Annotated in this window: 16 protein-coding genes and 3 pseudogenes; 6 read left to right on the plus strand and 13 right to left on the minus strand. The window is 40.7% G+C overall.

Features of this window, described 5'->3' with window-relative positions; all coding sequences use genetic code 11:
- Window positions 1-151: 151 nt before the first annotated feature.
- Window positions 152-352, plus strand: a pseudogene (locus tag ACTQY1_RS09990) (IS256 family transposase); the annotation flags it as partial.
- Between the two features lie 226 nt (window positions 353-578).
- On the opposite strand, the gene ACTQY1_RS09995 reads toward ACTQY1_RS09990, so the two are convergent.
- The 3 genes from ACTQY1_RS09995 to ACTQY1_RS10005 form a co-directional block, all read right to left on the minus strand.
- A complete protein-coding gene (locus ACTQY1_RS09995; protein ID WP_441374146.1) occupies window positions 579-3,080 on the minus strand; it encodes a P-loop NTPase fold protein in 2,502 nt (833 codons plus the stop codon).
- Window positions 3,058-3,360 carry a hypothetical protein gene (locus tag ACTQY1_RS10000; RefSeq protein WP_441374147.1) on the minus strand — a complete coding sequence of 101 codons (303 nt, stop codon included), beginning with the start codon at window positions 3,358-3,360 and terminating at the stop codon, window positions 3,058-3,060. The genes ACTQY1_RS09995 and ACTQY1_RS10000 overlap by 23 nt, the downstream gene beginning before the upstream one ends.
- 186 nt (window positions 3,361-3,546) lie before the next feature.
- Window positions 3,547-4,713, minus strand: coding sequence for a hypothetical protein (locus ACTQY1_RS10005; RefSeq protein WP_022488208.1), 1,167 nt, complete (start codon window positions 4,711-4,713; stop codon window positions 3,547-3,549).
- Window positions 4,714-4,982: 269 nt separating this feature from the next.
- Between ACTQY1_RS10005 and tnpA the strand changes: the two genes are divergently transcribed.
- The 5 genes and pseudogenes from tnpA (at window position 4,983) to ACTQY1_RS10030 (ending at window position 7,343) form a co-directional block, all read left to right on the plus strand.
- The gene (tnpA, locus tag ACTQY1_RS10010; RefSeq protein WP_441374148.1) at window positions 4,983-5,339 is read left to right on the plus strand and encodes an IS66 family insertion sequence element accessory protein TnpA; all 357 of its coding nucleotides are present in this window, start codon (window positions 4,983-4,985) and stop codon (window positions 5,337-5,339) included.
- Window positions 5,333-5,689 carry an IS66 family insertion sequence element accessory protein TnpB gene (gene tnpB, locus ACTQY1_RS10015; protein WP_441374149.1) on the plus strand — a complete coding sequence of 119 codons (357 nt, stop codon included), beginning with the start codon at window positions 5,333-5,335 and terminating at the stop codon, window positions 5,687-5,689. Before tnpA ends, tnpB begins: the two co-directional genes overlap by 7 nt.
- Window positions 5,690-5,782: 93 nt before the next feature.
- Window positions 5,783-6,109, plus strand: a complete 327-nt coding sequence (locus ACTQY1_RS10020) for a transposase (RefSeq protein ID WP_022488205.1) — start codon at window positions 5,783-5,785, stop codon at window positions 6,107-6,109.
- Window positions 6,075-7,160: pseudogene (tnpC, locus tag ACTQY1_RS10025) on the plus strand (IS66 family transposase); the annotation flags it as partial. The gene ACTQY1_RS10020 and the pseudogene tnpC, both read left to right, overlap by 35 nt.
- A gap of 33 nt (window positions 7,161-7,193) precedes the next feature.
- Window positions 7,194-7,343: a transposase domain-containing protein gene (locus tag ACTQY1_RS10030; protein WP_441374164.1), complete on the plus strand. Its 150-nt coding sequence runs from the start codon at window positions 7,194-7,196 to the stop codon at window positions 7,341-7,343.
- A gap of 104 nt (window positions 7,344-7,447) precedes the next feature.
- Here the strand turns inward: ACTQY1_RS10030 and ACTQY1_RS10035 are convergent, their stop codons facing one another.
- From ACTQY1_RS10035 to ACTQY1_RS10080, 10 genes and pseudogenes are all read right to left on the minus strand, one after another.
- The gene (locus tag ACTQY1_RS10035) at window positions 7,448-7,600 is read right to left on the minus strand and encodes a hypothetical protein (protein WP_329777204.1); all 153 of its coding nucleotides are present in this window, start codon (window positions 7,598-7,600) and stop codon (window positions 7,448-7,450) included.
- A 156-nt stretch (window positions 7,601-7,756) separates the two neighbouring features.
- Window positions 7,757-10,339 carry a TrlF family AAA-like ATPase gene (locus ACTQY1_RS10040; RefSeq protein WP_441374150.1) on the minus strand — a complete coding sequence of 861 codons (2,583 nt, stop codon included), beginning with the start codon at window positions 10,337-10,339 and terminating at the stop codon, window positions 7,757-7,759.
- Between the two features lie 234 nt (window positions 10,340-10,573).
- A complete protein-coding gene (locus ACTQY1_RS10045) occupies window positions 10,574-11,806 on the minus strand; it encodes a nucleotide sugar dehydrogenase (RefSeq protein ID WP_441374151.1) in 1,233 nt (410 codons plus the stop codon).
- A gap of 51 nt (window positions 11,807-11,857) precedes the next feature.
- Window positions 11,858-12,943, minus strand: a complete 1,086-nt coding sequence (locus ACTQY1_RS10050; RefSeq protein WP_441374152.1) for an NAD-dependent epimerase/dehydratase family protein — start codon at window positions 12,941-12,943, stop codon at window positions 11,858-11,860.
- Between the two features lie 169 nt (window positions 12,944-13,112).
- A complete protein-coding gene (locus tag ACTQY1_RS10055) occupies window positions 13,113-14,570 on the minus strand; it encodes a lipopolysaccharide biosynthesis protein (protein ID WP_441374153.1) in 1,458 nt (485 codons plus the stop codon).
- A gap of 6 nt (window positions 14,571-14,576) precedes the next feature.
- Window positions 14,577-15,698 carry a sugar-transfer associated ATP-grasp domain-containing protein gene (locus tag ACTQY1_RS10060; protein ID WP_441374154.1) on the minus strand — a complete coding sequence of 374 codons (1,122 nt, stop codon included), beginning with the start codon at window positions 15,696-15,698 and terminating at the stop codon, window positions 14,577-14,579.
- Window positions 15,699-15,769: 71 nt separating this feature from the next.
- On the minus strand, window positions 15,770-16,174 hold the full coding sequence (locus ACTQY1_RS10065) for an ATP-grasp fold amidoligase family protein (RefSeq protein WP_441374165.1): 405 nt from the start codon (window positions 16,172-16,174) through the stop codon (window positions 15,770-15,772).
- Between the two features lie 39 nt (window positions 16,175-16,213).
- Window positions 16,214-17,044: pseudogene (locus ACTQY1_RS10070) on the minus strand (ATP-grasp fold amidoligase family protein); the annotation flags it as partial.
- A gap of 108 nt (window positions 17,045-17,152) precedes the next feature.
- Window positions 17,153-17,509 carry a hypothetical protein gene (locus tag ACTQY1_RS10075; RefSeq protein ID WP_441374155.1) on the minus strand — a complete coding sequence of 119 codons (357 nt, stop codon included), beginning with the start codon at window positions 17,507-17,509 and terminating at the stop codon, window positions 17,153-17,155.
- Window positions 17,497-18,573, minus strand: a complete 1,077-nt coding sequence (locus ACTQY1_RS10080; RefSeq protein WP_441374156.1) for a glycosyltransferase — start codon at window positions 18,571-18,573, stop codon at window positions 17,497-17,499. The genes ACTQY1_RS10075 and ACTQY1_RS10080 overlap by 13 nt, the downstream gene beginning before the upstream one ends.
- Between the last annotated feature and the right edge of the window lie 51 nt (window positions 18,574-18,624).

Here is an 18,624-nt window from a genome sequence, read left to right on the forward strand (position 1 = left end):
CTCTAAGTTGTTGATCGCAACTTATATTGTAAAGGCTAACGGAAAAATATGTAATGGCTATTTGTTTGGGCTGAAAATGGTGATTTCAGCTGGGCTCTAAATGGTCAAATCTGATGGGCTCAAAATGGCTAATTCAGATGGGCTCTAATACAGCTTCAGAAAGGTCACCAAAAAGGGGTCTTTCCAAAATAACGAAGCCGTCATGAAAGTCTTTTATCTGCGAATCTTGGAACTAAAAAATAAAAAATGGAAAGGCAAAGGCCGCGTATCCAATTGGCCTGCTGTTAGGAACCAGCTATTGATTGATGATCGGATTGGACAGCTCATTGAAAAATATGATGGGCTAAACTAAAAACACAAAATTCTTGACAATCCCCGCCCACGAGCGGCCCGCCCAAGGACTGGCCAGTGGCCCCATTCCCCCCTTTAAAACGGCTCAGACGCTGATTCAGCCTGCCTTTTGCAATTTGCTCCCGAAATTCATTTCGGGAGCAAATTTTTATCTGCAATCGCTACTGCAATAACAATCAGCAATTGTCCTTTAATCCGGCTCTCTGCATGGTAAGTTTGATCTGAGTCTATTCCTGCTCTTTGATTAACTTTTTCTTTTGCTTTATACTATCTTGCTCGCAACGTAATTCATAACTGTTTAACTTTCCTTCCTCATATAATTTATTCATCAACTCTTCCGCTTCAACCAATGCATTCTTTTCGCTAGGATATTTATCTATCTTTTCCTCAATCATGTCCATTTCTTTCTGATGAGCATGCATTGATCTTGCATGCATTTTAACACTGTGTTCATTGGCTGGATACATTTTCTCCATCTCCATTAGCTTAATATTTTTTGAAATAAACTTTTGGATGACCTGAAGTTGAAGGGTTAATTTTTTATTGTTCTTTTTATGCAGTTCTTTTTCAACATCCTTATTTAACTGTTTTAAGGTATTGAGCAACTGCTCATTCTTCAATGAAAATCCACCGATTACTTTCCAATTTTCTACACAAAGCGGAGCCAGAGATTCACAAAATCTCCATCGATTAAGGGAATCGATATATTTATAAAGAAACTTATGATAATCTTCTTTCTCTTTCAAATTTCCAATAAGTTCCCCTTTATTGAAAAAATCCATTGCGGATATGAGCAAATTATCTTCGCTTTGTACATCTACAAAATAGAGCATTCTAACAAAATTCAAATCGATAACGATATGTTTTTGTGTTCTCTCATAAAATTGAAAAAAGCTTCCCCATTTCTCTTTATAACCACAGATAAACATGTTCTCGGCCAGTGAAACAAAATTGTTGATTCCGAAATAAAAAATCCCGTTGTTATCCTTATACAAAGTTTCATTAAAAGCCTCTTCTAGCAGTCTTTCCCAGGCAATCTGTTGAGATTTTCCATTTTGAGCATCGAGTACTTCGTTCACGAATCGTTTCATAAACAGCTGCTTATTACTGTACTCTGATTCGCCATTCATTAGTAAGTTCCATATTACCCGGTTCTTTTGTTCTCTTTTTTCCTGATATTGTAAATGCTGAATATAATCGGATTCTGAGATCTTCTCACCATTTTTTTCCTTTTTAAATTTTTGGACATAATCATACCAGTTATAGCCTAGAAAACAGAACAAATAATATGATTCTTGATTTTGCCTATTCTCCATCAATTTGGTAAATGTACTATTTGGATTATCACTTTTTAAAACATGGGAATAGAATTCTAAAAGATTTACATCTGTATATTCATTTTTAAACAAAGCGAGGTCTTCCAGCATTTTTCCAGGTTTGAATTTCAGATACAAATCGTGAACGAAAAATTTTAAAAAGAATACCTTTAAAATAATTTTCTTTGTAGGTTTATCCAGATATTCCCTTTTGTATAAATACAGCTTGGATTCTATTAAAAAATTCCTGACCCTGCGAACAGAAAAATTGCCTTCCCCTATCTTTTCCCACTCTATTTGTATATGCAATTGCTGCAGCACAAAAGAAAGAGGTCCGTAATTATCAGGTAAAGGCATTCTCTGATAATCTTCAATTCCCCATTTATTTTGGTTGGCATATTCTGGCTTTTCTGTTTCGTCCCATAAATTATAAATCAGAGTTCTATATGGAATTTCGCTTATATTCATTTCAAAAGGAACATACTTTTCTCTATACTTAAAATCAATCCCCTGTTCATCCAAAATAGAAGCATCGTATTCTAACACGAATTTTGCCTTGTCACTGCTTAGTCTCTCAGCAATAGCAAATAATCTCTTTACATATTTAGGAGACCCTACTCTTTCAATATCTTCAAAAACAATCAGCAGTGGATTTTCCAATTGCTTCAGATCTTCTTTGAGTCCAACAAAAGTAGATGAGTATTCAAAAGGAGATTGAAGAAAATGAGAAAAAGAAAGTTTTCCCCAAATACTCTTTTTTACATTCTGAAGAAGCTCTGCTGCGTATATTGAGTAAATATGGTTCTCTTTCAATATCTGAAAAATTTTTTGAACAAGTACCCTATCAAAGTCTTCATAGCTGTAAGCTAATGATTCTATATGAATCACATTCCAATTTCTGTTCTTCCGAAAAATATCACATACCTGATCAACTACAAAGGATTTTCCTTCTCCATAGGGAGCCTGAACCCCCAACATGTTATGCGATTCCAGCAGTTTTTCAAGTCTTTCCATATCTGCCTGATGTTCTGGAAAAATTTTCTGTTTCGTCTCCTCATTAACCGTGGAAGAATCGTTTTGAGAAGAGAATTTGCAAATAAAATAACAAACGGTTAATACCAGCAAGTTAATACAAAAATATAAAAGAGAGATTTCCGAAAAAGCTAATGCCTTCCAAATTATAAGACATTCAGCTAAGCCTAGATAAAGAAGCTTCGAGATTGTTTCTGCATGTCGGGTCCTGCCATACCATAGACAGAAAAAAGCAAGCATAGCATTTAACAAGCTCACAGCAACCTGTTGCTTCTCTATTTGTTCACCGAAAAAGATAAAAATTATACAGGCAAAAATAGCAATTGTTATGACTTTTTGTAGATGCTGCCATATCATTTCAAGCTTTTTCTTGTTTATCACTTACCTTTTCCTCCAATAAATTATATATAGGATTCCTCTTGAAGATTTCTTTATCCGCTTCATCCATCTTATTAAAATAAATTTCAGCAGATTGTTTATTGCCTAAAAGGATCTCTATTATACATTTTCCAGAATTCTTATGAGTACGATCTCTTATTTCTACCAATCGCTCTATATCCTGGGCAGACAGTTTATCAAGCCATTTTTTATTTGGAAACAGATAAAATATTAGCGCCCATCTGAAATCGCCATTTTCAGCCCAACCAAATCGCCACGCCATACTTCCCCCATCCCACATGATCTTGGAAAGTAGCTGCCTAGCCACATTCCATTTAAAATCTCTCCAGGAAAATTGGCTGTTTTAATCCGACTCTACATGATCAAATGAACCCGCCGCTAGTACCTTGGTAAAAATGGGAAATTTCCCATGATGACAATGGGGAAAAGTGGTTGATGAAAGACACCTTTAAGCCTTAACAAAAACTTGCTTGTTCTTTTTATCTTTTTCTTTTTGTAAACGTTGTTCCATTTCAATCTTACTTCGGCCTCTTAGGATAGCTGCATACAAAACGGCATTATACATTGTTGCCTTCGCCGCTCCTATATAATTTTTTGCAATATAATCGTATAAATCATTATATACTGAACTACGAAATTGATTCTTTGCATATTGATTAATTAACAAACGTATATAGCGTGCACAAATTTCAATATTTTTTATTGGATTTGCCAATTCTTCCAATGCTTTTCCCTCAGATATGTTTAGAAGGCGGCTCGCTGTAGAAATTTTAACTTGCCCAAATCCAATTGACATATCCTGTTTTAACACAATTTCAGGAAAATAGTTTATGAGTAGCCGTTCAATAAAAGATTGAATGAGGGAACCTCGATTGAATTCCTCGATAAGAAGAACGGATTTCAACAGCTCTGGATCCATTTTGTAAAATTCCGCATTCTTTTTAATCTCTGCCTTGTAATATATAACAAGACTATTCTTTCGATTCATCAGATCAATGTTTCTTAACATTATTGTTGTATCAGTATGTAAAAAATTTATTCTGACCGAATTCATAAAGTCAGCATTTCGTTGAACAGAAAATTGAATAAACAGCGGAAAAATGTAAAGAAATATTCCCAACACAAAGTTTATAGAAGGATATACCGTATCTATATATCCTTTTTCGCCTTGTATTGCAGGAATCATAAATTCCAAACAAGCAAAACCCATAAAAAATAGTACTGCTACATAAAATATATTTGCACAAAATAATTTGAAACGATAAGTGCCTTCCCAGAACTTATACAATTGATACTTCATAATAACAGGGAAAACTTGTATTAAGGATACCAATCCTAAGGCCGAATAATAAACTGTTTTGCTTTTAATATCGAACTGATAGTAGCCCAGGAATATAATTGCACCAATAAAAAAGCAGCGAATGTTTGAGGCAGTCCAAAAGCGTTTTAAGTCAAACATATATGCAATTTCATCTAAAGAAAAGTACCCTTTAGGAATTATCTTTCTATGAACCGTAAAGCTAATTAAGAATAGAACAGTAAAACAAACTATGGAAAAAAGTTCATGTATGTTTTGAATAGAATACAACACTTTGAAGTATACCTCTCCCATCATAAAAATATTTCATCATAAATTTAGCAACTTTTTTTAATCCATCTCTAAAATCATGAACTTCACTTCGTTGCCTATAGGATACCAAACTTTGTAGAAAAAAGCAAAAATTCAGTAAGCGCTTAAAAATCCGGTGTATGAAATCACCACCTTCAGTTTGAGATAATACGGATGTTAAAAATATCGCACGAAAAAAACGAATTTCCCTACGGTGCGCAGCGTGTCGTTTTTTCGAGTCATTCGTGTTACTCATCTCTGGAGGTGGTTTTGTTTTGGGAGAAATTCAACGTATCAAACACCAAAAGGCACTGGAATACTGGAGCCAGATACTGAAGGAACAACAGGAAAGCGGGCTTTGCATCAAGGCGTTCTGCAGATCCCGCCAGATGAGCCATCATGCCATGTACTACTGGCTCAAAGAACTGAGAAAGGAAGCTTTGTCAGCCAATGCTCAGGTCCCCGTCTGTACGACCCAATTTGCGGCTGTCTCTCTGGCGAAGGAGGAACATCCTCCCTGCGGAAATATGGCCGTCCATGTGGGCTCTGCTTCTCTGGAAATCCCTGAGGGAACAGCTCCGCAAGACCTGCAGCGCACGCTGCAGGTCCTGAAAGAGGTGTTCCTGTGTTAATCCGCAACATCACTGCCGACCATATCTACCTGGCCTGTGGATACACGGATATGCGGAAATCCATCGACGGGCTGGCCGCTCTGGTGGCCGCCCGTTTCCATCTGGATCCCCATCAGCCTGCCCTCTTTCTGTTCTGTGGGAGAAGGAAAGACCGGATCAAGGCTCTCTTGTGGGATGAGACTGGATTCCTGCTGCTGTACAAGAGGCTGGAAAATGGCCGGTATCAGTGGCCAAACGCTCCGGAAGATTTGGTAGAACTCTCCCAACAGCAGCTCCGCTGGCTCACAGAAGGGCTCTCCATCCATCAGCCAAAAGCGGTGCAGACAGTCCATCCGTCCCTGACCATCTGAAAAAAGTGGAAATAGTAAGTCTGTGGATTTCCTGGATTTCGGTTCTTTCCTCCGGTATAATGGAAACATCATGAAACGAAGGAGACCGGAACCGTGGCCGAATCAGTGAGAACCGAAGAACAGATCAAGGAACTGGAACAGAAAGTGGAACGTCTGTCCGAGGAGAACCAGAGACTCAAACAACAGCTGCATGCTCTGCGGCACACGGTCTTCGGTTCCCGCACGGAAAAGGCGGAAAAGATCTGTCCGGATCAGCTCAATCTCTTCAATGAAGCCGAAGTGGAAGCCAAACCATCGGCGCCGGAACCTGAAATCGAAGTCCCGGCCCACAAACGGCGCAAGAAGCAGAAGCGGGATTGGGCCGAGCTGCTGGAAAAATTCCCCCATGAAGAAAAAACTGTATACTCTCCCGGAAGATGAACGGATCTGCAAGCGCTGCGGCAGTCCCCTGATCTCCATGGGCAAAGAGAAGATCCGCACGGAAGTGCAGTTCATCCCTGCCCAGGTCAAGATCATCGACATCTACCGGGAATCTTTCCAGTGCCTGGAATGCCGGAAGCAGGAACATTTTGTGGTTGAGAAGCCTCAGATGCCTCACAGCGTCCTGCAGAACTCCATGGCCACCGCTTCTGCCGTAGCCCATGTCATCGTCCAGAAATACCAGATGGCCGTGCCGCTCCACCGGCAGGAACAGGAATGGAAGAATATCGGCCTGCCCCTTTCCCGGGCAACCATGGCCAACTGGATCATCCGGTCTTCCCAGGACTGGCTGTCTCCCCTGGTCAGTGTCATGAAGGCTGAGCTGCTGAAGCAGGCGGTGATCCATGCGGACGAAACTCCGGTCCAGGTGCTGAATGAGCAGAACCGGAAGAACACCACCAAGTCCTTCATGTGAGTGTATACCAATGGGGAATATGAACAACTGAAAAAAATACGGATCTACCAGTACTGCCAAGGCAGGAGCGGTGAGTTCGCCAGGAAGTTCCTGGAGGGGTATCAGGGAATCCTGCAGACCGATGGGTATGCAGGATATGAGAAGGTCCCCTGCAAAGTCCATGCTCTGTGCTGGGTGCACGCCCGGCGGAACTTCGTCAATGCCATCCCGGCAGACATGCCCAAGGAAGAGGTAGCCCAGACCACCTGCGGCTAGGCCATCCAGAAACTGGGGGAAATCTTTGCCGAAGATAAGAAACTGGCGGAACTGGATCCGGAAAAACGGAAAGAAGAACGTCTGCGGCTTGAAAAAAGCAAGCTGGAGGCTTACTTTACGTGGCTGGAAACGAAAATGGATGAGCAGCCGCGCCTGAAGTCGCCGCTGGGCAAGGCCATCCAATATATTCTCCTCCACAGGAAGCAGTTGAGTGCCTACCTGGAATATGGAGAAGCTGCCATGACGAACAATATCTGTGAACGGGCCATCCGGAACTTCACCATAGGCCGGAAGAACTGGCTGTTCAGCGCTTCTCCCAAAGGAGCAGAAGCCAGTGCCACGATTTACAGCATCATCGAGACCTGTAAGGCCAATGGCCTGGAGCCATACACCTATCTGACCTACCTGTTTGAGAAACTGCCCAATATGGATTTCAAGATCCATCCGGAACTGCTCCAGCAGGTGATGCCCTGGTCTGAAGAAGTACAGAATATATGCAAGTAAGCAATAGGCCCTGCCAATCAAAGTCGGCAGGGCCTATTGCTTTATATGTTGTACACCGGATGATTTTGCGGTTACAGAAAGCCTCCTGCTTTCTGCCGCCATTCTCACCCCATCTTCACTTTTCCCACAATCCCCCGTATCTTCGCTTTCTCTTCCTCATTCATAGCCAGTCTGTAAATCACAATCCCATAAAATCCCGTATAGGCCAGCACTTTCCCCACAAACAGTACCTTTCCGTTTCCTGGGATCCCAGCCATTGACGGCTGCACCGATTTCCAGGCAGAACAGTACTGGAATGGTGATTCGGATGATCTGTTTCCAGAAGCCGGGGATATCCAGGCCTATACAGAAATAAACTCTTACTCGGACAGTATTATAGTACCTGCTTATCAAGCAAAAGTTTATTTTTTATTTTACTTCCAAGATTCATAAATAAATTGTCGACGTTCAAATGCATCCTTACCACCTTCCATAATGTCAACAATTTGTTGATGTGTATCTTCAGCGTCTATATTACCTTGAAGAACTCTTATATTCCTATCTTCATAATTAATAGTGAGGACTTTTTCAGCATCTCCGAGTACTGGAATATTTGCATTATGGGTTGCAAATAGGAACTGCATGTTTTTCTTTTCTTTGAGAATAGTGCTAATCACTTCATCATATATTACTTTGTTATCTAAATCATCTTCTGGCTGATCTATAATAATCAGATCGTTTTTGTTTTGTGTAAGGATAAAGAGGAGTAAAGCAGATGCACGTTGACCAATGGAATGTTGTTTTAGCAACTTATCATGATAATATATATCCACTTTATTTGGCACAGGCTTTTTCAATAACTCTGCATATTGATTTCTCAATTTTTCTTTGAGTTTATCATATTCATTGTCTGTTAAAATTTTTTTTAACTCTTCTCCATAATCTAATATCCAATCTTCTACTAATGCAACGTAATCGGTAAAAACTTCACTTAACTTTTGATACTTTATATCGCTAATACCGGTTCCTCTGAAATCTTCTTTTAGATCATTTTTGAACGTATCTTTATCACCTTTAAACTCAATCGAAATTTTCAATTCTTTTTGTGAATCATTAATATTGTCTATTTCAGTTTTGTAAGCAAAAAATATTTGTTGAAGTACATCATTCCTTTCCTGAACAGATTTTTTAAATGTTTGTTCAATTTTCTCCTTTGACTGTGCTCTCTCTTCAAGCAGTGCTAACTGATCTTTTACTTTTTCTTTTTCTCTTGTTAGTTTTATGAGTAAATTTGTATCTATTGTATCATCTTTGATTTCACTTTGGATTTCACGCTGGATTTCAGCGAATTCTTCTGTAAAAGATTCTTGTCTTTTAGAAAATTCATCAATAATATCGCAAAACTTGATTTTATATTCTTCTATCCGTTTAATGCTTTTGCCAATGGTTAAAAATTCTTGATCAATTTCATTCAAGATATCTTTCCCTTTATCAAAGATATCGTTATTATAAGTGCTCTCATAATCTTTGAATTCGGAAAATTTTTCTTTATTGTTGTAATTTTCTTTTAAGTTTTGTATTAAACTTGAAATTTTGCTCTGCGCTGAATCTAGTTTAACCTTATCCTGCGTATAAATAAGTTGTTTTTTTACTTTATCGGCGACACCCTTTTCTTCATATATAGATATTTTATGTTCTATTTCTTTCAAATGAATTTTTGCGTCATCAATTTGACTAGGAATTTTACTAGCATTAAGTAGTTGGTCAACGTCCTCTTTCAATTGGTCTTCATAATGTGATGTAGAAGGTTGTTGAATTATTCTTGAAGAAATAAGTTGTTCAATAAGCTGCTTCTCATCGTTTGCACTATTTGCTAAATCTTTTTGACCAAAATATTGGATTCCATCCAGTAGGCTTTTCGGTGAAATTGTAAGAGGATTTCCTTCTGCATCAGTTATAGATGTCTTTTCTTTTAAAATACGGCTAACGATATAATTTTTCCCATGCTTATCAACGATAGACAGCGAGCATTTACCCCCGGATCCCAGTATATTGTCAACTAAATTTTTCTTATAGGTAAAATCAATATCAGGTTCAAAATCAAGGACATATCTAATAATTTCTAAAAGTGCAGATTTACCACTTCCTCTGATTCCAATCAAAGTATTAAGGCCAGGAGAAAGTAAAATTTTCTCTCCATCAAATTTTCCACCTTTAAACGAAATATCTTTTATATATCCATGCTTTACACTAGGAATTGATGTATAGACTCTGTTCTCACAATCTTGTAATGCAAATTTAACTGCTGAATATGAATATTCGCCAATCTTAAGATACGTTTCTCTATCACCTTTTCCAATCTCTTCAATTGATTTTGGATCAGATCCTTCAACACATGCTGGAGTATATTTAAAAATACGCTTAAAACTTTCTTTGTTTTCATGGGTTCGGGACTTCTGAATACCCAATACGCGATTGTTAAACGATGCTATTCCAGCTAATGTTTGTAATGACCCTCCTTTACATTCCTCAAATAATCCGCTATGTTGATCTACATGTGCAAATATAATAAAATAATTTTTATTGTATTTATTTAAGTTTTCTATAGTGTGTCTTAAATCATATGTACATTGCGTATTTCTATTTTCAGGATTCGAAATGGTCTCAAATGCTCCTGTTAAAAAAGTTTGAATATGATTATCGCCGTTCGACAACCATTCTTTAGGGTTAAATACAATTAAAGTATGAATACCATTAGCGCCTTCCTTAACTGTAAGTTCAACACCTGGTAATATATAAATTCCTTCTTTTTTGGCAACTCTTCGTATAGCTGCATATTCATCTTTATCAAATTTATTATGATTGGTAATTACGCCAAGATTTATACCTGCCTTTTTGAGGCCAGCAACATAATTTTTAACGAAAGAGTTTTCTTCCCCAGAATATTTAAATTCTTTATCTCTATGAGTATGAAGATGAAAGTCAGCTTTTATATATGATAACCCAGATTCAAACATAGGTTTCAACCTCCTATAAAAATATAGCATCGATTTGCTAGTTATTTAGAGCTAAAATCGATTCAATTTCTAGTGAATTCTTACTATGGCCAAATTATTACGCTACAGTAATATTATATCATAGTTAAAATTAGCCATATGGAAAAAACTGTAATAAAACTTATATCTTGTCATAGTCCCTGTTTCAAAACGAAAACCGCCACCGCTCATCCCAGCGGTGGCAGCCCCTTTTCCTCAATCTCTCCCAAACAAATCCCTGGTATAAACCTTCTCTCTTACATCATCTAAACAATGATCATACCGGTTGGCAATGATACTGTGACTCTCGGCTTTAAACTTATCCAAATCATTGACCACCTCACTGCCAAAGAAAGTCGTCCCATCTTCCAGTGTTGGTTCGTAGATAATAATTTGAGCCCCTTTAGCCTTGATTCGTTTCATGACACCCTGAATGGAACTTTGGCGAAAATTATCGGAGTTGGATTTCATAGTCAACCGATAGATACCTATGGTTATAGTCTGTTCTTTTTTCGGATCATACTTGCTGTTATCGTGATAATATCCTGCCATTTCCAAGACCCGATCTGCAATGAAATCTTTCCGAGTCCTGTTGGAATCGACGATAGCCTTGATGATTGTTTCGGGAACGTTAGCATAATTGGCCAGCAGTTGCTTGGTATCTTTGGGAAGGCAGTATCCGCCGTAACCAAAAGAAGGATTGTTGTAAAACTCTCCAATCCGGGGATCCAAGCAGACACCATCGATGATTTCCTGGGTACTCAACCCTTTTACTTCTGCATAGGTATCCAGTTCATTGAAATAGGACACCCGCATGGCCAGATAGGTATTGGCAAAGAGTTTCACCGCTTCCGCTTCCGTGAATCCCATGAAGCGGGTAGGAATGTTTTCTTTGATGGCTCCTTCCTGAAGAAGAGAAGCAAAGTCATGAGCTGCCTTCACCAGCATTTCGTCCTTCAAATCCGTACCCACGATGATGCGGCTGGGATACAGGTTATCGTAGAGAGCCTTGCTTTCGCGCAGAAATTCCGGACTGAAAATGATATTCTTCGTGCCAAACTTCTCACGGATGCTCTTCGTGTAACCGACGGGAATCGTCGACTTAATGACCATAATGGCATTCGGATTGTACTGCATCACCAGCTTGATGACTGCTTCCACCGAGCTGGTATCGAAGAAATTCTTCTTGGAATCATAATTGGTCGGCGTCGCAATAATGACGAAATCGGCATCCTTATACGCAGCCTCCGCATCCATCGTTGCCGTGAGATCCAGATCTTTTTCCGCCAAGTACTTTTCAATGTAATCATCCTGGATTGGCGACTTTCTGTGATTCACCATATCCACCTTTTCCGGAATGATATCCACCGCCATCACATGATTGTGCTGCGCAAGAAGCGTTGCCAAAGACAAACCTACATACCCTGTACCTGCTACTGCAATATTCATTTAATCAAATCCTTTCTATTAAAAATAGATCTACCAATTATGTACAACATCTTATTTGATGTAGTAAGCCTTATACCATTCAGCAAACTTGCGAAGACCTTCACGCAAAGTCGTCGTAGGGCAGTAGCCATAATCCCTCTGCAGTGCTTCCGTATCCGCATACGTCACAGGTACATCTCCGGGCTGCATCGGGACGAGCTTCTTATGCGCCTCGAAATCATAATCCGAGGGAAGCACACCAGCCCGTACCAGCTCCTGCTGCAAGATATCTACAAAATCCAGTAAATTCACCGGATGACCACCACCGATGTTATACACCGCATATGGCGGAATCGGAAGTCCATCCGCTCCATTTTTTCTCTCTGGCGCCCCCTGCATGACACGGACGACGCCTTCGACGATATCATCTACATACGTGAAATCCCTTTCACAATGTCCATGATTGAAGATCTGAATCGTTTTTCCTGCCAGGAGTTTATTTGTGAACCCAAAGTACGCCATATCCGGACGGCCAGCAGGGCCGTAAACCGTAAAGAAACGCAGTCCCGTGCAAGGGATGTTGTACAGCTTCGCATAGCAATGCGCCAGAAGTTCGTTCGACTTCTTCGTTGCTGCATAGAGAGACACCGGATGATCCACCTTGTCATCCGTGCTGAACGGCACCTTCGTGTTCCCCCCATAGACAGACGAAGAAGACGCATATACCAAGTGCTCCACCCCTGGTGCACCACCATCATACGAATGGCGGCACGCCTCCAGAATATTATAGAAGCCAAGCAGATTCGATTCGATATAGACATCCGGATTCGTAATCGAATACCGCACACCTGCCTGTGCCGCCAGATTCACCACGATCGACGGCTTGTACTTCGCAAAGATTTCTTCCATCAGTGCCTTGTCTGCGATATTTCCACGGATGAATGTCCACCGGCTTTCCGAAGCCGCAGCCACCTTTACAAGCTCCTGCAGACGATATTCTTTCAAGGACACATCATAGTAATCATTCATATTATCTATGCCGATGACCTGGCACGGCTCTTCACGCTGCAACAAGCACTTAACCAAATTGGCGCCAATAAAACCAGCCGCACCTGTAACGAAAATGACTTTCCCTTTCAACTCAATTTCAGTTTTCATAAAATCCTCTTTTCATATGACAAACCTATAGTCAAGAAAAACAATAAATATGTTACTTCAGTATAACACTCATACTGAAATACATATGAAACAGCCGAAAACAACATTAGAGAACCACATACTTAAGGAAACACTGATTAAAACGTTGTTCGATTTAATCAACGTCCCCTTAACCAACTCGTGCCTCCACTTTTTTGAATATTGCTAACAAGAAATCCCTATTTTCTCGGCTCAAACATACAATGCCCAGATATAGCACACCAAAAAGCAGCATCGAAATGATAGAAACCATTATGCTGTCTGTTCCCAAGAAACTCCGGAATAGATACACCATTCCGCCCGCCAGTACCGCACTTCCCATGGCCGGGCAAATACTTCCAATGAGCTTGCGCAAAGAAAATCCCAGACATCTATTCAAAATAACCAATTTAACACAGTCTAATTCCAAAGAGCACAAACAAGTACCTATCGCCAAAATGTCAAATCCCAATGGCGCCGTGACATACAACACTGCAAACATGACAGGGAAATAGAAGATTTGCGAAAGAGCCGATAAACGAGGCATCCCCTTCGCCCGCAACGCTTCACTCCCCATCGAATTGATGACTACGGAAAAGCAACCAACCAGCCCTCTAAGGCCAACAAGGAAATCTGCTTCATGCCACTGCGCCCCCAAAAGGATAGAAACCGCGATATCCCGAAAAACAAAAATACCAACCCCAATAGGTGCCACAAATAAAATGGCTTTCTTTTCAATGTCATAATACATACTATGAAAAGCATGCATATCAGACTGCACACGAGAGAGCCCGGAAAAGAGAACAGGTATAATCGCCCCTGTTATCAGGGAGAACGCAGCATTCGTCAACGTCGAACTCCCGCGGAAAAGCCCCAGGTAATAACTGCTTAGAAGCGTACCTACAATAAAAAGGTCCCCCCACGTCGAAAGCCATATCGTAATCGACTCAAAAAGCGTCCACAGTGAGAACGATAGCATTTCCTTCAGGCTGGCAAAATCAAATCGAAAAGACACCGGGATTGACACATATCGGGCCTGAAAAATACAGGTCGCGAGCTGCTGCACCAAAGTGCCGATAATCAAAGCCCAGTAATCAAATCCAAGAAGCGCCAAAGGGATGGAAACAAAAATCGGCGTCAAGAGAGCAATCACCCTGACTTTGAACAGCAGCTGAAACTGAAACTCCCTACGAAAAATTGCCCCCTGCATCCCATTGAACGAATTCAGCAAGATTCCAAGCGAAGCCACCTGCAGCCCCCGGTATATGTCCGGCACCCCAAGAAGCGCCGCAATCGGTTTCGCAAAAAAGCAAATCAAAAGCCAGCAAAAAAGCGCTACCGTACAGCACGTAATCAGCGCCGTGATAAAGCAGCGCTTCTTGCTCTCTTCCGACTGGAAATCATGCTGCACAAAATATTTCTGAAATCCTGCATCAGCAAATATCTCCGCAAAAGACGTCGCCACCAGAATAGAAGCCACGACGCCAAATGCAGAAGGCGATAAAATCCTCGCCAGCACCATTCCTGTGACAGGAACAATCAGCTTACTCAAAAACTCAGTTGCAAATGTCCACTTAAACGATCGGCGGACCTTTTCATTTACTTCCATATGACCTCATTCTTTGACATTTCTTGCGAACCAGGCCTCTCTTTCCGTATAGCTCATCCGTTTCATCTGACGAAGCCAGCGCAAGATCTCAGGTGTCAAGCTTCCAAATGCACTCTTTCCATGCGCTATTTCAAAAAGCCAGATGCTCCCGCCCAAGACATTCGCCTCGATGAGAAGCGGAGTCCCATCTTCATCCAAAGTAAAATCCCAGTTCACAACGCCCAGCTGAGGGATACTGCGATGCATCCGCTCCGCCGTCTCTATAACACGTGGCAAAAGTGCCACCTTACATTCATCAAAACGAATATGCGTATCCGGATGTTCCTCATACTGCTCTTTGAATTCTGTAAACGCCGTAGTATGCAAGGAACCATCCTCATCCAGCGCGATAAACATACCGCCCGCATGCGCATTGTCCAAATGGCGACCGCCCTGGCCGATTCGCATGATTACCGGCGCATGCAAGACTTTCCCCTTCCAGAAATATGTCATGATGCGGAATGTATTCACCGCTTCCGGATAAATTCTCCGAAGACTCTCATGGCACCGCACCCTGCGCTGCACCACAAAGTCCCTTCCCATGCCGCGAAAAATATCCGCCAGCACCTCTCCGGTCAAAGTATCCACGCCATCCGCTGCATGCACCAGACGGCAACCTACACCACTCGATGTCCCAACAGAAGGTTTTAAAAACAAATCACCCGCATCATGCAGCCGTTCTGCCGCCGCTTCGATAGTCTCATGCTCATTTCCCGGATTCGTCCCATACCCACTCACACATTGATACAGCCGCTCCGGCATTCTGACCCCCACTGCTTTCGCAATCAGAGGCAAGACATTCTTGTTCTCGAATACATGCGCATACTCCGTCTGATAATTCATAAAATGCTCAAACTCCGGAATATACAACAATTCCGGAAAATAATTCACATCAAACTGCCCAGTGAATACTGTATAGTGTCTGTGCCAGGTATCGGGTATACCCCCCCCCATAATTTTTCTCAAACAATTCCTTAATCTGATTCTTTTGCGAATCTGTAAGCTGCACTTTCTCGTAAATTTCTTTCCGCCGGGAATCCTGGAATTTCCGGATTTCAGAACGGTGTTGGAGTTTAGTAATTCCAGCATCTGCAAAATCACGTGCCTTTATTTTGAACCAGTGCATAAAAAATTTACTCATTTCATTACCTCAACTATTGTCATTGTCTCACTTGCTTTGGCAAATGAATCCAATCCCCAAGAGTCTTTTCCCAACTGGCTGGATGAATATGTGTAAATCCACTCATATGAAAAAAAGTCAATTCACCGATATAAGGCCGTCCATGAATCACATAAAAATCTACTCTTAGGCAAGGAATCCCTTTTGATAGCACTTCTGCTACTTTTCTCATTGTTTCAAAGCATTCTGGCTTGGATGGCGTATTGATAGAATTAGAATCTCTCATCCGCATATCCAGTTTGTTAAAACTCATATCAAAGAAATCCGTTCCCGGATGTTCCCCTTTATCTTTGGATATATACATAATTTTGGCTTCTCCGCCAAAACAGAAAAATTTATAATCCGTCAGCACCTTCTCATCACTTTGGTGTACCCAAAGAATCATTCGATTGTGAATCAGTCCGTACCCCCCCCCCAGTTTCTCAGGAAGTTTTAACCATTCTCCAAAAGTTTTATCCCAAGACTCTGGATTAAAGCGTTCCATTCCGCTTCCATCGAAAAAGGTAATTTCCCCAAAATACGTCTTGCCATTGACTTCATAAAAGTCTGCCCTTGCTTCTGGGATATCCTTCGTCAATATTCGGGCAATTTTCACCATCTCATCAAAGTTCTTCGGCTTTTTCGGCAAAACATTGGCATGCGGATAGCCCCACGTGAATGGCAATGGTTTGAATTTCATATCAAAATAGTCCGCTTTCGTTTGTCCTTTTTGACGTCCAGAAGCAATAAACATAGCTTTTATCACGCCTTGGAACGAATAAAATTTGTAATCCCTCAATTCACTTGTTTCGGAATCTTCCATATACTTTTCGGCAATAATCCTTGGTTTCACATTCTTATACGGCCACTCACGCCCGGACCAATAGTAATTACGCTTCAGACACTTCTCTAGCTTTTCTTTAGCTGCTCTTTTATTCAATTTGCTTTTGTCCCGACAAATCACCAGCCCTCCACAATCATGTGTACACTTCAAAACGAACTGATCTGGCAAACTATCGAAATCAATGTCATCAAAGTGATTCCATACCCCTAGTGTCGGGATGATATATTGCTCCGCAATCTTATCCGCTACGTACTTCTTGACTTCGTATTTATCCACCAAAGTCGTATATAGCGGATTCCGATCATGAATCTTCAGCCACTGCAGCTTTTCATTAAACGTCTGCGGATTATCAAGATGAAGCGGCTGCCCCATGGTAAGTCTATACTTCATTTTTAGATAGGTCTCATCATCAAGAAAATTGAGCAAGCCCATTTTCGCTAAATAAGAAAATAATATATCTTTATGCTTTAATGCTTTGAATAACATACTGAAATAATTACGCATTTATTTCCCTCTTTCCATTAAAATATTACATCATGATCAAAATACCATAAACTGGTATGGATTATTCTTTTGAAGGATATTCCAAATAATCATAAAAATCGACAGTATCAAAATAAAAGGCACCCTAAAGCAATAGTTCCTCCCTGTTGTGATTTGATTGATCATTTCTGGTAATAAAACTACCAGAGAAATGGAAAAATAGACAACGACTCTAGCCCAATTTGAAAAGGCGAAAGCAATAGGTTGGAGCACTGCTGCAACCCATAATAGCTGGTAGTAGAGCTTTATATTATCAGGTATATTGCCTTTATAATCTGATTGTTGTTTCGCATTCACATTCATCGTTTCACGTCCTGTAACTGCAAAAATAGATTTCTTTTTTACGACAAGCACTCCACATACTCCCGCCAAGATTGATTTACCACAGCAGGAGTAAATTGCGCCGCTCTATCTTTCATCTTACTCCCCAGCAACATTTTCCCTGTTACCGGCAATTGGATTGTCTCGGCCATTTTAGCAGCCAATGCATCTTCATCTGTTGGAATCAACTGCATTTTCAGCTCATCACCAAACAGCTCTCTCGGTCCACCGCATGGGCAATCTGTCGATATACAAGGCACTCCCGCAGCCATTGCTTCCATCAGTGCATTCGGCATTCCCTCAAAGTCCGAAGAAAGTACAAACACATCGGCTGTCTCTAATACTTTCTCCACATGATTCGTTGCCCCCATCAAAAAGGCTTTCTCATGAAGACCAAGCGCATCGATCTGCTTTTGCAGTTTTCCACACAGAGAACCTTCTCCATAAATTTTCAAACGGGCCTCAGGATACCGCTCGACCACTTTCGAAAAAGCCGCAATTAAAAGAGCATGATTTTTCTGCTCTTCCAAACGTCCACAGGTCACGATTTCTCCTGGAACCGGATGTCTCTCCACGTGATAAAAATCCTCTTTCACTGAATTATAAATGATACGGGACTTCTTCTGCAGTCTTTTCGGAAACCAGTTCTTTGCCTCTTTCGTCTGAAATACGCAGCCATCTGCAAAAGGCAGCAGGTACTTCCCCACAATATGCCCCACACGCCCAGCATACTCCTTGTTCGGATCATTTCGTACAGAAATCAGGTTTTTCACAGGCAGTCCCCATGTCGCCAGTATTGCACGGAAATTGGGTTCTACCATAAAAGAAACTAGAATATCTGGTTTTTCATCTTTGCAAAACTTTCTCAATTTTTTAATACGCGTAATATTTCTTTTTAGCTTGGATTGTTTAATCTCATGCTCTTCCAGCGTGATTCTTTTCACCGCATTCGGAACTGTATATTCCCCAGTATCTCGAAAAGAAGTTACAAGAATGGTTTTATATCCCTGACGTGAAAAGTAATCTGCTAAATTAATCATAACTCTTTCCGCACCACCCTTATGAATGGTATTGATATAAAACATAATCTTTTTCATACTTTATTATCGCCTTCTGATAAAATACAGTTTTTCAAGAAATATATCCAG

The organism is Acidaminococcus sp. HCP3S3_G9_1 (assembly GCF_052122455.1).
Taxonomy (GTDB): domain Bacteria; phylum Bacillota; class Negativicutes; order Acidaminococcales; family Acidaminococcaceae; genus Acidaminococcus.